Annotated in this window: 14 protein-coding genes and 1 pseudogene; 14 read left to right on the forward strand and 1 reads right to left on the reverse strand. The window is 48.9% G+C overall.

Annotated elements, in window-relative coordinates; genetic code table 11:
* Positions 1-3 precede the first annotated feature (3 nt).
* From C0Q44_RS07170 to C0Q44_RS07185, 5 genes are all read left to right on the forward strand, one after another.
* On the forward strand, positions 4-1002 hold the full coding sequence (locus tag C0Q44_RS07170; RefSeq protein ID WP_105406654.1) for a glycosyltransferase: 999 nt from the start codon (positions 4-6) through the stop codon (positions 1000-1002).
* 69 nt (positions 1003-1071) lie between these two features.
* Positions 1072-1356, forward strand: a complete 285-nt coding sequence (locus tag C0Q44_RS07175) for a YesK family protein (protein WP_105406655.1) — start codon at positions 1072-1074, stop codon at positions 1354-1356.
* A gap of 114 nt (positions 1357-1470) precedes the next feature.
* Entirely contained in the window at positions 1471-1632 is a 162-nt protein-coding gene (locus tag C0Q44_RS30090; RefSeq protein WP_181150888.1) for a hypothetical protein, read from the forward strand.
* 98 nt (positions 1633-1730) lie between these two features.
* Complete coding sequence (abc-f, locus tag C0Q44_RS07180; protein ID WP_105406656.1) at positions 1731-3656, forward strand: ribosomal protection-like ABC-F family protein; 1926 nt, start codon at positions 1731-1733, stop codon at positions 3654-3656.
* 261 nt (positions 3657-3917) lie between these two features.
* Positions 3918-4865, forward strand: a complete 948-nt coding sequence (locus C0Q44_RS07185) for a nucleoside hydrolase (protein ID WP_105406657.1) — start codon at positions 3918-3920, stop codon at positions 4863-4865.
* Positions 4866-4924: 59 nt separating this feature from the next.
* On the opposite strand, the gene C0Q44_RS07190 is transcribed toward C0Q44_RS07185, so the two are convergent.
* On the reverse strand, positions 4925-5386 hold the full coding sequence (locus tag C0Q44_RS07190; RefSeq protein WP_105407633.1) for a heme-degrading domain-containing protein: 462 nt from the start codon (positions 5384-5386) through the stop codon (positions 4925-4927).
* Positions 5387-5680: 294 nt separating this feature from the next.
* Between C0Q44_RS07190 and lspA the strand changes: the two genes are divergently transcribed.
* The 9 genes and pseudogenes from lspA (at position 5681) to C0Q44_RS07235 (ending at position 15282) form a co-directional block, all read left to right on the forward strand.
* A complete protein-coding gene (gene lspA, locus C0Q44_RS07195; RefSeq protein WP_105406658.1) occupies positions 5681-6172 on the forward strand; it encodes a signal peptidase II in 492 nt (163 codons plus the stop codon).
* Positions 6173-6220: 48 nt separating this feature from the next.
* A pseudogene (locus C0Q44_RS07200) lies at positions 6221-6310 on the forward strand (carbohydrate ABC transporter permease); the annotation flags it as partial.
* A 351-nt stretch (positions 6311-6661) separates the two neighbouring features.
* A complete protein-coding gene (locus tag C0Q44_RS07205) occupies positions 6662-8425 on the forward strand; it encodes a cache domain-containing sensor histidine kinase (RefSeq protein WP_105406659.1) in 1764 nt (587 codons plus the stop codon).
* A complete protein-coding gene (locus C0Q44_RS07210; RefSeq protein ID WP_105406660.1) occupies positions 8415-9209 on the forward strand; it encodes a response regulator transcription factor in 795 nt (264 codons plus the stop codon). The genes C0Q44_RS07205 and C0Q44_RS07210 overlap by 11 nt, the downstream gene beginning before the upstream one ends.
* 114 nt (positions 9210-9323) lie before the next feature.
* Complete coding sequence (locus C0Q44_RS07215) at positions 9324-10643, forward strand: extracellular solute-binding protein (protein WP_105406661.1); 1320 nt, start codon at positions 9324-9326, stop codon at positions 10641-10643.
* 38 nt (positions 10644-10681) lie between these two features.
* Entirely contained in the window at positions 10682-11563 is an 882-nt protein-coding gene (locus C0Q44_RS07220; protein WP_105406662.1) for a carbohydrate ABC transporter permease, read from the forward strand.
* 48 nt (positions 11564-11611) lie between these two features.
* A complete protein-coding gene (locus C0Q44_RS07225; RefSeq protein ID WP_105407634.1) occupies positions 11612-12481 on the forward strand; it encodes a carbohydrate ABC transporter permease in 870 nt (289 codons plus the stop codon).
* A 321-nt stretch (positions 12482-12802) separates the two neighbouring features.
* On the forward strand, positions 12803-14209 hold the full coding sequence (locus C0Q44_RS07230) for an MATE family efflux transporter (RefSeq protein WP_105406663.1): 1407 nt from the start codon (positions 12803-12805) through the stop codon (positions 14207-14209).
* Between the two features lie 176 nt (positions 14210-14385).
* Entirely contained in the window at positions 14386-15282 is an 897-nt protein-coding gene (locus tag C0Q44_RS07235; protein ID WP_105406664.1) for a helix-turn-helix transcriptional regulator, read from the forward strand.
* Positions 15283-15381: the final 99 nt, after the last annotated feature.

Here is a 15381-nt window from a genome sequence, read left to right on the forward strand (position 1 = left end):
AGCTTGCGTAAAGTCGGACTTGTTATGCGTAAAATTCAATTCACGGAAGCTCAGGGGCCGCGCGTATTTGCGGATCGGCTGAAGCAGATTGGTCTGGAGCTGGGCGTGGATATTGTGTTCATCTCACCAGAGCGTCATGTCAGCGGATACGACTGGTTGCCAGGTTATGAGCATGAGAAAGGTGACTTGGTGAATTACGATATCGTGCTGGACCAGATTCATAACCAAAATATAGAGCATGTCATCTACACCGTATCCGGGTTCACCTTTTTGAAGATGTTTTTACCGAAAAGCGTGTTGTTCCCGCACAGTTTCCCCGATCCCGCGCTAACGGGATATGAGATGATGAAGCCATTCTATACGATGGTGGATAAAGCGATTGTGCAGACCGAGTTTCTGAAAAGAGAGCTTGGACGCAATTTCGGTGTACATGACGTAAACGTCATTCCGATCGGCTTTAGCGAAGAGCTGGCGAATCGGCACTATGACCCGAGTCAGGTCGTGCATAATCGGGTGCTCTGGATTGGTCGGGATGAAGCGAACCGTCGCCCGGACTTGGTCCTGGAATATGCCCGGCAGAACCCGGATAAAGAAGTGTATATGGTGTTCGGCGGTGTACGCTATAAGGAAACCATGAAGAAATACGACATTCCTGTCAACGTGAAGCTGAAGTTTGCGCTCACGCAGGATGAGATCTTTACGTTGATGAACTCATCCAAGGTGTATTGGAACTGTTCGGCCTTTGATACGTTTGCGATGCCACTGACGGAAGCGATGGCGATGGGCAAAATGGTCGTGAAACCGGAGCACGCGTGCTACGGTCACATTCGATCCACGCATGCCTTTGCAGGCAACGAGGATAACTGGTTTGAACTGGTGAACATGGCTGCGGCCGCGCCGCGCAGTGTGTCGGAAGACAACCGGGAGTATGCGTTTGGTGCTTTTTCGCGCACGAAGATGAAGGAAGGGTATCGGAACTTTTTCTCGGATTGGTTGAAGTAAAGGATAATTGTGCGGATAAGGCAAACAATCGGATGGAGTTTCACTTTCCAGCACTTAGGAGGAGACTTTATGGAAGTACTCATCATGTGGACGCTCGGCATGTGGGCGGTGCAACTGTTGATCGTATGGTTAATCTATCGGATGCAAGGGCGCCGAATGACGTGGGGACAATCGATATTGCCTTGTGTAGCCTTGCTGGGCGGAGCCGTTGTGATTATGATTAGCATCAATATTGGCGGCTGGAATGGCATTGGATATGCTTTACTTGGCGTATCACTGGGCACATCGGGCCTGTTGACGCTGATCACGGTGGCGATTACGGGTGTGGTACTTCGGCGACGGGGAAGGCATTAATCGGAACGATTGAGCTACTGCACAGCAGGGATGAATTGGGCGATGGGATGGTTGCAGGAACACATCCGTCTGTGATATATTGACAGTACTTATGAAAAAGGGAGGTGAAGACAGGTGAATCACGAGATGCTTAACAACCGTATTAGCCAGCTGCCGATTGCTATGGCTGGCATTGTTCATACTTTTCTGACCAACGGGAGAAGTCTGTCCAATTTTGAATATACGGAAGTTAACATGTGCGAGAAGATGCCTGCCTTGACCTCATTCGGACGATAAGCGATATTGCTTGAATTCTGAAGGGCCGCGGAGCTAACCTCCTGCGGCTCTTTTTGTGTTGCGGTCAGGATCTTCCAACCTATAGGAGGAACCTTATTATGATTATGATTAGCGCGCAACAACTGACTCAATACCACGGAGCACATCTGGTGCTGGACGGCATTACATTTGAAATTATGGAAGGCGACAAGGTCGCCCTCATCGGCCGCAACGGAAGCGGTAAGACAACACTCATGCGCCTCATGGCAAGGCTGAACAAGCCGGATGAAGGCCAATTGATGATTAAGAAAGATTCACGAATGGGATATGTGGCTCAAGTTCCGGAAGGAATGGATGACCATACCGTACTGGATGTACTGAGTCTTGGATTCAAGGAGCTCATGGTGTGTTCCACGCAAATGAAGCAAATGGAGCAGCAGATGTCTGATCCGGCATGCGCATCAGATCCGGATCAATTGGAGCGGCTGTTGAAACGGTATGCAGCACTGCAAGAGCAGTTCGAGCGTGAGGGTGGATACGAAATGGATGCCCGGATCGATCAGGTGGCAGACGGTCTGGATATCGCCAAGGCGCATTACAGCGGGCGTTTTGGCTCCCTGTCCGGTGGGGAACAGACTCGGGTTGTGCTGGCTTCGCAGTTGATCGTAAGTCCTGATCTGTTATTGCTGGATGAGCCGACAAACCATCTTGATCTGGAGCGGGTCGAGTGGCTGGAAGGATTCCTGCGAGAATACCCCGGCACCATTGTCCTGATCTCGCATGATCGCTATTTTCTGGATCGGGTAGTGAATCGAACACTGGAGCTGGAGGATGGAGAAGCAGAAACGTCTGCTGGCGGTTATACGGAATATATGAAAGTGAAGGAACAACGGCTGTTGCAGCAATTCGAGGAGTTCAAGGAGCAACAGAAGGTTATCAAGAAAATGAAAGAAACGATCCGCCAGCTGGAGGAATGGGGCCGAGTTGGCGGGAATGAAAAGTTCTTCCGGCGGGCGGCTTCGATGCGTAAAGCAATCGAGCGGATGGAACAGGTGAAGCGTCCTGTACTGGAGCGCCGTAATGCAGACTTTGATGTACGTCCAACGGACCGCACAGGCAAACGGGTAGCTGTAATGGAAGAAGTGGAGAAGAGTTATGGAGAACGTCCAATCCTGCGCGGGATCTCGGGTCTGTTGGAATACGGCGACAAGATTGCTCTTATTGGTCGGAATGGTTCTGGCAAGACCACGTTGTTCAAGCTGTTGCTTGGAGACGAACAGCCGGATGCGGGCAAGCTGGAGTGGGGAACGCGCGTGGATGTGGGGTATCTGGCTCAACAGGAGGAACCTGTGAATCCGAGGCTGAACGTGCTCGAATACTTCCGCCTGGAAGCAGGTGTGGAGGAAGGGGAGGCTCGCGGCATTTTGGCCCGATATCTGTTCTATGGAGCAGATGTATTCCGCTCTGTCGGGCAATTATCCGGTGGCGAATGGACACGTCTGCGGCTGGCACTACTGGTGCAAAGCAAACCGAATGTGCTGCTGCTCGATGAGCCGACCAACCATCTGGATATCGCTTCCAGAGAAGCGTTGGAAGAGGCGTTGGTTGATTTTGAAGGAACCGTCCTTGCCATCTCACATGATCGGTACTTCGTCAATCGCCTCGCTTCCCGTGTCTGGGAACTGGAGGATGGTCAGATGACCGCTTATCTGGGGGACTATGAGGCGTATCGTGAGAAGAAGATTGAACTGCAAGCTCGTGTAGCGGGTACAAGTCAGGCTATGGCAGGATCGAGCAAGAAGATAACCCCTTGGATAGCGCCCTCGACAGCTGCTGCCATGAACCTAAGGGATTCGAATGATAGTAGACAGTCGGCAGAGAAACTGGAACAGACCCTGGCACGCCTTGAGTCACAGATTCAGGGGCTGGATCGCCAATTGGAAGCAGTAGGGGACCATTCGGTTGAACTGGAACAATTATGGAACGAGCGGGAGCAAATATCCGTTGAATACAATGAACTATTGGCCCAGTGGGCTGAGTTATAAGCCGGATCGGCATAAGCGTAAGGTGGAGCAAGTAGGTCGGAGAATATTCTCCGGCCTACTTGCTATCTATTACCTATCCGTCGAGAGATTAGCGTGGTATACCATGCACCGTAGCTCGGGGCCATACGGAAGTAGCCCTAGCAGCTGTGTTCGTTGATTATCGGCGTTTCCATCGTCATCGGTACGTTTTTGATGTAAAATAAATCCTTAGGCATAACGATAATGTAGAACGATATCAAAGGAAAGAAGGGGCGCGGCATCATGAGAAAAGTTATCATCGATACAGATACGGCAGGAGACGATACGATTGCAATCCTGACGGCATTGCATCATTTTCAAGTTGAAGGAATTACTATAACGGGCGGTAACGTACAATTCGACCAGGAGGTTGAAAATGCACTGTACACGGTTCAGGTTGCCGGGCATGGCGGTAAAGTGCCTGTGTACAAAGGGTGCGAGCGTCCGCTGATGGCCTACGGGCAAGCACAGCATCGCACAGTGGAAGATGTGCATGGCGATGACGGCATGGGAGGCGCACATTTCCCGAAAGCGGATCAACGCCCCGAGAGTGGGCACGCGGTTGATTTTATCATCGAGAAGGTACATGCACATCCGGGTGAGATTGAGTTGCTGGCGATTGCTCCGCTGACCAACATTGCAATGGCGATTCAGAAGGACCCCACCATTATTCCAGAGATTGCTCACCTGTATATCATGGGTGGAACTAACAATGCATTGGGCAATATTACACCAGCGGCGGAGTATAACTTCTATGTAGACCCGGAAGCAGCGAAAATTGTATTGCATGCAGGTATTCCGATCACAATGGTTGGCTGGGAGATGTGTACCCAGTATTCGGTCATGGACGATGACGATCATGCAGAGATTGCGGCTTTGGGCACATCAGGTGCTGACTTCTTCACTGCGATCAATAAAGTGGTGATGCAGTTCAACAAGTCCGTACATAAGCTGAATGGTACCACTCATCCCGATACGTTGCTGATGGCTGTAGCTGCAGATGAATCCATCATGACCAAGTCCGGTCAGTATTATGTGGATGTGGAAGCGGCAGGAGAGTTAACACGCGGATACAGTGTGGTCGATATCAACGGACGTTTCGGCAAGGAGCCGAATGTACGTGTGTGCGAGGCGATTGATCGTCCAAAATTCAAATCCATGCTGCTGGATGTTCTCTCGGCAATTAACTAATGTAACATTAATCCGTACCTATAGAAGGTACGGATTTTTTTGCTCCATTTAATCTAACCTTACTGCAACAAAAACGAGCGAATACCTGTGGTCACCAGATCATGGTCTTCCTCATCAGGCAAACCCGATACCGTAATGGTGCCGACCTGCCCCTCATTTTCCAGAATAAGCGGAAAAGCACCGCCAGCCAGCACATAGTCTGAGGAAGGCAGATTATAATCCTGATCAAGCGTTTGGTTCTCACTTCTCAGTCGCAAGGCGGTATGCCAGGAGCTGGAATGAAAGTGGTTTACCACGTTATTTTTGCGCCGAATCCAATCCTCATTATCGGGATGAGTGCCTTCCATAGCATGCAAAAAGAGACGATGCCCCTTCAGCGTGATGTCGATGGTCACGGCTTGAGAGCGACGTTTCGCTTCCTCTACCAAATGCAGGCCTAGCTGGAGTGCCACTTCTGAATGAAACTTGTTAAATATCAAGTCTTTCTCTTCCTGTTGCATTCCCTTTAATTTCTCTGTCATGGTGAAATTCAAATTACAGGCAGCCCCTTTACATGAGCATTTTGCATCAAATCAATCAATGTCTTTCAATCAGTGATGCAAAGTGCTGGTATATGTGATGGATGTCTACATTCGACGTGGAACAGCGCGGCACCTGCCAGATGCAGACTGGAGATGTTGATGGAGCATCTGCATGATGTAAGCCTGATCATTTGGAGACCATACATCGGCTATGGTAAAGTGAAAGGAACATCATACTCGAAATTCTTAAAGTTAAAATAAGTTATAGCCCAGTGGGCAGGAGGAGAGGGCACGATGCTGTTTTATTTTGTAGCACTGCTGGTGACTCTGGTGGATCAGGGAACCAAGATCGCAGTGAGGATGTATATGGAAGTTGGCGACGTCATGAGACTGGGTGACTCTGGCATGCAGTTGCAGCATTACGAGAATAGTGGGATGGCTGGCAGTCTGTTTCAGGGGAATGCACGTCTGTTCGGTGCAATTGCCATTCTGTTCATAGCCGGTATTCTGTACTACCGGAGTAAAGGTGAGATTCGGGGTTTCTGGATGCAAGCCGGTGCTGGTTTCATGGTTGGTGGAGCACTCGGGAATGCGATCGATCGATTTATCTATGCCCGTGTAACGGATTTTCTCGTATTTCCGTCGGGGCGCGGAATTCTGAATCTTGCTGATGTCGCGATAAATATAGGTGTGGTCATGATCATTATCGGCATGTTGATTCGTGCATTTCAGAGTTATCGTGCCAAGCGTTTGCGTAATGCTTTGCCGAAAATTGAACGTTCGTAACACGCTGATAAAAGCTTTACAGTGGTAAGCTTAATACATCAGGGACATTACCTGCTCGCGTTGCTGCCGATGATTATTATCTATCTGTTTGCACAGAAGTGGATCATCAACGGGGTTACCCAAGGATCTGTTAAATAAAGGGATTTTTGCAGGAAGAAAAGGATATTTGTAAATGAATATGAACAAAGGGATATGAACAAGGAGAGGTGGACTGTGAGAGTCCTCTCTCTTTTTTTGAGCATGGGATTTTAGCATTCGGGAACGCCTTGAGTGGATTGATTAACCTGTAAAACTATGGTATTTTGTAGTCGTTAGTTTAATCAATAAACAAAGACTGAAAGAAAAGGGGAGTAAATTCTAGTTTTGAAAGCGCTCTAAATCAATGAACTGAATATGTGGATGAATCGGCATCGTGGGTACCCAGTCTTCAAGAGCACGGGCGTAAGGTGGTGGTTTCTTTTACATGCAGAGAGGGAGGAGAATGGGGAATTGCAGCGGCAAACAGGACACTTTAACTCGCTTCGTAATCAGATCTTCGTTGGTTTCGTGATGGTGATGCTCGCTGTTCTACTGCTCGCAGGCATATCGGCCTATGACCGGGTGGCTGCTCTGCTGAAAAGCAATGCCGAGAAACATATCCATCAGACCGCTGTACAAGCCAGTGGCCGATTGGATGCACTCATTGCACAAGTGAACTCCCTGACAGCCCAGGTGGCGGATGATTCGTATGTGCAGCGTCTGCTCAGCGATGAGAAGCAAGGCAACCCGGCAACCTTTAATCAGCGTCAAGCCCTCTTACAGATTGCAGGCAGCTATCAGTCTTTCATCAACGGCGCGCAAAGTATGGAGATTTACACCACCGGTTACCATCGCATCTTTCCGATGGATGACCGATCTCTTAATCACAGAGTGGAGCGAAGCTGGATCACCAAGGCGGACGAAGGGAAAGGCAGACTGGTGTGGGCGGGCTCTGACCCTGAAGATCCGGGTGTGCTTCTGGCTATACGGCGGATTAATCTGCTGGATCATTCTTTCGAACATGGAGGCTATATTGTGGTGCGGATGCAGCGCAGTTTTTTTCAACTCAATGATTCGGACGGGGCAGATGGTTCGCAGGACTCGATCATGCTCTTGGATGGGGGAGGAGAAGTGGTGACTTCCAACCTGGAGATTAATCTTGATCCTAAAGCCATATTGAACAGCGGATCAGTCGTTCAGAACGGCGAGGAATCCTATATCGTTGTTCGGCAGAAGTCTGAACGAACGGGATGGACACTCGCTGTCCTGACCCCGCTTCTGGAGACAACGGAAGGGGTATCCATCCTGAGGACGGCGCTGTTCGTCTCGGGAATCATTGGTGTTGTGCTGTTCCTCATCATGTCGTTCTTTCTGTCCACCATGATTACACGTCCGCTGATCCGGTTGATGCGGGCTATGCGCAGTGCGCAACCGGGAGCGATGAGGCCCAATCTGATGGTCAGCTCCACGATGGAGATCAATGAACTCAACAACGTTTATAATCAGATGGTTTACAGGCTCAACGAATTGACCCAAGTGGTCCATGAGAAAGAGGTCATACAATCCCGAACGGAATTGAAGGCGCTGCAATCTCAGATTAATCCCCATTTTCTGTTCAATACGCTGGAGGCATTCTATTGGTCGCTTGAGGAGAAGGGGGACGAGGAGATGGCACGTATGGTTGTGGCGATGTCCCGATTATTTCGCTACATTATCTCCAGTTCCCAGCAGGATGAATGGGTTACGATAGCCGATGAGCTGGAACACGCAGAGCGTTATCTTCGAATTATGCAGATGCGGCTTGGAGAAAGAATGCAATGGGAGATTCAGCTGAGCGATGCGGTACGTAAGGTCCAAATCCCGAAACTGCTCATACAGCCTTTGGTGGAAAATGCGATTCTTCACGGGATCGAGAGTAAACTGGGACCCGGAAAGATAAGCGTGCATGTGGATGCTTCGACGGAGGAGAATCAGGTTCATATTGAGGTTCGGGATGATGGCCCAGGTATGGATGAATCACGGCTTCAATCTGTCATTCATGCATTACACGGGGGTCCCGCTGTATCCAACAAGGGGACAGGCGTAGGTCTGATCAACGTACATCGGCGGCTGCAGCTTTACTTTGGCAGCCAACTTGGTGAACGTTGCAGGCTTTCCATTACGAGCAAGGTTGGGGAAGGGACCGTTATTTGCTTTGAGATTCCCAAGGGAGCGGAGGGTGCACATGATTCATGACAAAACGATTCTGATCGTTGATGATGAGCCGCGTACAAGAGAGGGGATTCGCAAGACGCTGGAAGGATGGTCGGCAGGCCGAAATCACATCCAGACTGTGGAGAGTGGCGCTCAGGCCGTGGAATGGCTCAGGAAACAGCCGGCAGATCTGTTAATAACGGATGTTCGCATGCCGGAATTCTCCGGCTTGTCTCTGATTGAAGCCATTCAGCATTTTTCGAACAAACCGGTTGTCCTGATTATGTCGGGACATGCCGATTTTCAGTATGCTCAGCAGGCTATTAAGCTGGGTGTTGTGGAGTATATGTTGAAACCGATTGATAAGGAACAGTTGCTTCAGACCGTCGAGAAAGCCTTGAGGTTCAGCGAACAACAGCGCCGCATTCAAACGATGCAGGAAATGGTTGACCCCAAGCTTCTGGATGCCAAGGAGCGCGGAGAACAGAGGCTCAACAGCCAGATTAGTGAAGCGTTGACCTATGTGGAGGCTCATCTGGGGGAACATGTGACCATGCGTGAAATCGCTGATTTACTTCATCTGAATTCCAGTTACTTCAGCGTTTTGTTCAAGGAGCAGATTGGAATCAATTTCAGTGAATACCTGACCCGCAAACGCATTCAGCGCGCGAAGGAGTTGCTTGTGCAGACGACCATGCCGATCTCGGAAATTGCGGAACAGGTGGGTTATCAGACGGATAAGTACTTTATCAAAGTTTTCAAAAATCTGGAGGGGCTTAGCCCGAGTAAATATCGTCATTCCCTAACTGTACGGGATAACAAATAACCTCAAAAAAGTGGAGTTTTTCCAAATCATCCTGGTCTTATGGGCGTGTTGCGCCCATGCTACAATTTGGTTAAAGCGGTTACATTAACCGAAAAAACCAAGGGGGTTAGGATTATGAACAAAAGGTCGATAGCCATGCTTCTGACATGGACGCTTGTTCTCGCCGTATTTTTATCTGGATGCAACAGTTCAAGTTCGGATGAAGAGGGTGAAACGGGCGGCAACGGCACAGATGGAAAAGTGACCCTCAAATTTATGCATCTCTGGCCAGCAGGCAGCTCCGCACAGCAAAACAAGCTGGTCAACGATATCATCAAGCAGTATCAGACGGATCACCCGAATGTGACCATTAAGCAGGAAGTGCTGGAGAATGAACAATACAAGAACAAACTGAAAATTCTGTCCGCATCTAATGAACTTCCCGATGTTGGTGTAACTTGGGCCGCAGGATTTCTGGAACCTTATGTGAAGGGCAATCTGTTCGCACCGGTGGATGATCTGCTGAGCGGCTCGCTGGGCGAGAAATTCATCGCCGGAACGACAGAGGCCTATGCGATCGACGGCAAAACATATGCGTTGCCCATCGAGCTGAATATCTCCCCCATTTATTATAACAAAGCTATTTTTGCGAAATATAATTTGCAGCCGCCAGCCACGTACGATGAATTCCTGAGTGTGCTGAAGACACTGACAGAGAACGGGGAAGTACCGATCGCACTGGGCAATAAAGACCGCTGGACCGGCTCACTCTGGTATATGTATCTGGCGAATCGGTTAGGTGGAGATGCACTGGAGAAGGCCATTAATGGTTCGGGCAAGTTTGACGATCCTGCCCTGACTCAAGCCGCTGCCGAAGTGCAGAAGCTGGTGGATATGAATGCGTTTAACAAAGGATTTAACGGATTGTCCAACGATGAGGGCAAGTCTGAATTCATGAATGAAAAGGCTGCGATGTACCTGATGGGTACCTGGGAACTACCGAACTTTACGACAAACCCGGACATTCCGCAGGAATTCAAGGATAAGATCGGATTTTTCAAATTCCCAACGATCGAAGGCGGCAAGAGCGACATTAACAGCTGGGTAGGCGGCCCAGGCGTAGGTCTTTTCGTAGCCCAGAACTCCAAAGTGAAGGAAGAAGCGCAGAAGTTTGTGCAATACTTTGTGGAAAAATGGGGTGAAAGCTCTGTAACAGAAGCAGGAGTGATTCCGGCGACCAAAGTGGATACGGCTGAAGTACAGTTGCCACAGCTCTATACGGACCTCTTGGACGAGTTGAATCAGGCGAGCAGCCTTACACTCTTTGCAGACGTGCAGATGAAACCGGCAGCTGCTCAGGCCCATCTGGATATGATTCAGGCGTTGTTTGGCAAAGCGGTGACACCGGAAGACTTCGTGAAGAATCATCAAGCAGCGATTGATAAGGGCAATTGACGTATACACGCTTGAACGCTTGAAGGGAGGATAATGTGATGGACAAAGTCATGTCCAACCGTCTAGTTGCTGCGTTGTACGTGCTTCCTGCACTGCTACTGCTGCTGGTCTTGGTCTATATTCCGATCGTGCTCACTGGATATTATGGATTGATGCAATGGGACGGGATCGGTGCAATGACCTTTATTGGATTGGATAATTACGCCAGATTGCTTCAGGACGGAACATTCTGGCAGAGTGCGAATCATACCTTTTTGCTTGCTTTGTTCTCCGCACTGAGCCTGATCGGGTATCTGATGATCGCTTTGGTGCTGTCAGGCAAGATCAAGGGTGCGAACCTGTTTCGAAAAATATACCTGATCCCGATGCTGCTGTCTTCCGTGGCTATCGCCCAGCTATGGCTGAAAATTTATCATCCCAGCAACGGGGTGCTGAATACATTCCTGGAAGCGATCGGATTCAGCAATCCGCCAGCCTGGCTGGCGGAGCCATCGTTGGTACTGTATGCATTGTTCGTGCCAATTCTGTGGCAATATGCGGGCTTTTATATTTTGATCTATTATGCGGCACTCAAAAATATTCCGGAATCACTGGTCGAAGCAGCCCGGATTGACGGGGCAAACCCTTGGCAGATCGCTTTTCGAATCAAGCTGCCTCTGATTACAGAAGTCATCAAAGTGACCGTGGTGCTGGCTGTGGTGGGCTCACTCAAGTATTTCGATCTCATCTACGTGATGACCGATGGCGGACCGAATGGGTCCAGCGAAGTGATGGCCTCCTATATGTATCGTCAGGCGTTCCGTAGCTTCGACTTTGGTTACGGCAGTGCAGTAGGTTTCTTCCTGCTCTTGATCTGTCTGGTGGTCACATGGTTGCTCCGCAAGGCGACGGCATCCAAAGATACGATCCAGTATTCCTGACGCAAGTGAAATGAAAGGAGGTCTATCCCGGTGAAGACGGATACGGCCATTCGGTTGCCAGCTCACCCGGGGACAAGCCGAGGTTCGGCATGGATAAGGAGATTCGGGTACATTCTGTTATATGTCCTCCTGTCCCTGGTAGCTTTGCTTCAAATGTTGCCCTTGGTATGGCTACTGTTGTTCTCGCTCAAAAATAATCAGGAAGTATTCGACATGGCGCCTTTTTCCCTCCCGGCTACTCCGCGTTGGGAGAACTATGTCAAGGTATGGACAGAAGGCAATATCAGCTTATACTTCTTCAACAGTGTATGGATGACGGTAGTTTCGGTGGTAATCACCGTTCTGTTTGCCAGTCTGGTGACCTTTGCGATCACGCGTATGCGCTGGAAAGGTCGTTCGCTGGTGCTGGGGTTGTTCATGGTGGGTCTGATGATCCCTGTACACTCCACGTTGATCCCGCTGTTCAGCTTGTTTCTGAAGCTTCATCTAACGGATCACCCTTTGTCGGTCATCCTGTCCTATATTGCATTTAATATGCCAATTACGATTATGATTCTGCTTGGATTCTACTACGCGCTTCCTCGGGAAGTAGAAGAAGCCGCAGTGATGGACGGTTGCTCCGTACATCGGGTTTTCTTTCGGATTGTGTTGCCGATGACGGCTTCGGTTATCTCCACGACGGCGATCATCAACATGATCTATAACTGGAATGAGTTCATCTTCGTCAATACGTTCATCAGCACCGATTCGTACAAGACCCTGACTGTTGGTGTGCAGAACTTTATCGGTCAATATACAACCGATTGGGGCGCCATTGGTGCGACGCTGATGATCAGCATTATGCCGATCTTGATTGCTTTTCTCATTCTGAGTAATCGAATTGTGGAGGGGATCGCCGCTGGTTCCGTTAAAGGTTGAGAAGAGTAAAGCAAGTAAGCGTGTAAGCATCTAAATGAGTAATTATGGCTATATTGTACCGTTGTTCTATAGTTGTTCTATAGAAGAAAAAAGATTGAGGGCCCTTCTATCACTCGCAGGAGAAGCGAGGTAGGAAGGGCCCTGTCTCGTCTTCCGCACCCTCTGGCTGGAGCACGGAAGATGGACTTAATGAAAACACTGAAAATACCTATTGTTGGAATTACAAAAAACTTTCATTTATTTTCGCAAAACTACTGCATTTTCAAACCACCTGTGCTAACATACCCTAAGAATTAAAGCCCACATGGGAAAGGTGAGAAAATGACAGCAATATCCTCAACCAAAGAGTCCCTTAGGTCTGATGCCAAGGATCTGAATCTGATTCGACTGACATGGCCAATTTTCCTGGAACTCTTCTTATTTATGTTGATGGGGAGCGTGGATACGCTCATGCTCAGCTCGGTGTCCGATAATGCGGTCTCCGGCGTTGGAGCGGCCAACCAGATTATTTCTATTGCTATACTTGTATTGGAAGTCATCGGACATGGTGCTGCGATTGTAGTGGCACAATATATCGGATCGAAAAAGCTAAGTGAAGCAGCACAGGTTACAGGTAACGCGATTACACTGAACCTTATCGTAGGGCTGATCCTGAGCGGAATTTTTCTTCTGTTCGGAGGACATTTGCTAACACTTTTGAACATTCAAGGCGAAATTTATGATTTTGCCCGTTCGTATATCAATATCGTCGGTGGCGGGATTTTCCTCCAGGCACTCATTAATGCGCTGGCTGCGACGATTCGTACACATGGTTATACCAAAGAAACGATGTATGTCTCTGTTTTTATGAACGTGATTCATGTGGTTGGTAACTATGCATTGATCTTTGGTCACTTCGGCCTGCCCAAGCTTGGCGTGGAAGGGGCAGCGATCTCCACGGTGGGAAGTCGTTTTATCTGCCTGCTTATCTTCTTCTGGCTGCTTTATCGTGTGAGCGAGGTACGTGTGGATTTCGAATACTACATTAAATTGTCCAAACATTTTATTGGCAAAATTCTGCGGATTGGCATTCCTTCTGCGATGGAATCCATGGTATATCATTCCTGCCAGCTCGTATTCACGCTATACGTGACTTATCTGGGCGCAGAAGCCATGGCAACAAAACAATATGCGGGCAATGTCTCCAGCTATATTTACTTGTTCAGCATGGCTATTGGCATGGGTACATCCATTATTGTAGGCCGGCTTGTGGGTGCGCGGCGCAAAGACGATGCGTACAAACGTGTTTTTGACAGTGTAAAATGGGCCCTTCTGGCAACGGTTATCATTGACGTGATCATTATTCTATTCCGCGTACCGCTGATGAGCATATTCACGGATAATCCGACGATTATCAAACTGGGAGCCCAGGTAATTCTGCTCAGTATTTTGCTGGAAACGGGTCGTACCTGTAATATTGTGATTATTGGTTCCCTGCGTGCGGCGGGTGATGCGAAGTTCCCGGTATATATGGGGTTGATCTCCATGGTATGTATGAGTCTGCCACTGGGGTATTTGCTGGTATTCCAGCTTAACCTGGGACTTGCGGGTGTGTGGCTCGCAATTGCAGCAGATGAATGGACCCGTGCTGTCATTATGTACTTCCGCTGGAAGAGTCGTGCCTGGGAGAAACATGATCTTGTGGAGCATGAAGACGAAGTTGCCGCATCGCCAGTACCTGCTGTCTGATTGTACGGGTTCAGTTTAAACTAAGAGTCGAGCAAGGGCGATGTTGTCCCTGATGCGGCTCTTTTTCTGTTGTTTTTGAACCTTCCGATCACTGTTATCCCATATGTAGTAAAAATGATCAAAACGGCTTTTGTTGGAGCACGTATAGTATGGATATGGAAGGGGGTCATCCTTAGTTGAGCCGTTACCGTGCAATGATCCAGCAAAGTTTATTCTATATTGAGACCCATCTGCATGAAGAGATCGGACTGGAAGAAGTGGCAACCAAAGCGTTGTTGTCACCCTATCATTATCACCGTGTTTTCCGTAATGAGGTGGGCATGACCGTTGTGGATTATATCCGCAACCGCCGGATGAGCCTGGCGTCCACGGCCCTGCGAACCACAGATGCAGGCATTCTGGATATTTCCCTGGCGTGTGGATTTGAGAGTCAGGAAGCCTTCACCCGTGCATTCCGCAAATTATATGGCATGCCACCAGGACGTTTTCGCAAATTGTTCGATATGAGATTATTCGAAGGAAAAACCAGAGGAGGAGAAGTACAGATGAATCAGACGTCAACGATTACAGGCTGGATGTTAACCGGAAGTCATCCGCAGAATTATGAGATGGGTATCGATCCTGCTGAAGTGCATCAAGGGAAAGCTTCAGGATATTTGAAGGCAGTTACGCCGATGGAGCCGAATGAATTTGCAACGATGATGCAACAGTTCAGAGCGGACAAGTATGTGGGTAAGCGGATGAAGTTGTCTGGGTTTGTGAAAACCGAGCGTGTGGACGCATTTTGTGGACTGTGGATGCGCGTGGATAACAACGTCCAGGATGTGCTACAGTTTGATAACATGCATGATCGGCCAATCACGGGTACACAGCCATGGAATCAGTACAGTATTGTACTGGATGTGCCGGAGGGCAGCGCGGTTATTTCGTTCGGAGTTATTTTGAACGGTAAAGGAAAAGTGTGGGTCGACAGTTTCCGCTTCGAGGAAGTGGATTTGAACACACCGGTGACACATATGGAGACAGAGTACGAAATGTCGGACGAGCCGCTCAATCTGTCCTTTGAGGAGTAAATGCAAAGGTGATCAATAAGTTATTGCCTAAACAGTAACATGAATCGGAATTTATAGACCAAGGGCTAATCCAATCACGGGTTGGCTCTTTTTGTTGCC

It is taken from the genome of Paenibacillus sp. PCH8 (assembly GCF_002968835.1).
Taxonomy (GTDB): Bacteria; Bacillota; Bacilli; order Paenibacillales; family Paenibacillaceae; genus Paenibacillus.

Excerpts from the sequence above, each read along its gene's own strand:
- C0Q44_RS07185 (WP_105406657.1), top strand. The coding sequence starts at position 3,918 with ATGAGAAAAGTTATCATCGATACAGATACGGCAGGAGACGATACGATT.
- C0Q44_RS07175 (WP_105406655.1), top strand. The coding sequence starts at position 1,072 with ATGGAAGTACTCATCATGTGGACGCTCGGCATGTGGGCGGTGCAACTG.
- C0Q44_RS07215 (WP_105406661.1), top strand. The coding sequence starts at position 9,324 with ATGAACAAAAGGTCGATAGCCATGCTTCTGACATGGACGCTTGTTCTC.
- C0Q44_RS07210 (WP_105406660.1), top strand. The coding sequence starts at position 8,415 with ATGATTCATGACAAAACGATTCTGATCGTTGATGATGAGCCGCGTACA.
- lspA (WP_105406658.1), top strand. The coding sequence starts at position 5,681 with ATGCTGTTTTATTTTGTAGCACTGCTGGTGACTCTGGTGGATCAGGGA.
- abc-f (WP_105406656.1), top strand. The coding sequence starts at position 1,731 with ATGATTATGATTAGCGCGCAACAACTGACTCAATACCACGGAGCACAT.
- C0Q44_RS07190 (WP_105407633.1), bottom strand. The coding sequence starts at position 5,386 with ATGACAGAGAAATTAAAGGGAATGCAACAGGAAGAGAAAGACTTGATA.
- C0Q44_RS07230 (WP_105406663.1), top strand. The coding sequence starts at position 12,803 with ATGACAGCAATATCCTCAACCAAAGAGTCCCTTAGGTCTGATGCCAAG.
- C0Q44_RS07220 (WP_105406662.1), top strand. The coding sequence starts at position 10,682 with ATGGACAAAGTCATGTCCAACCGTCTAGTTGCTGCGTTGTACGTGCTT.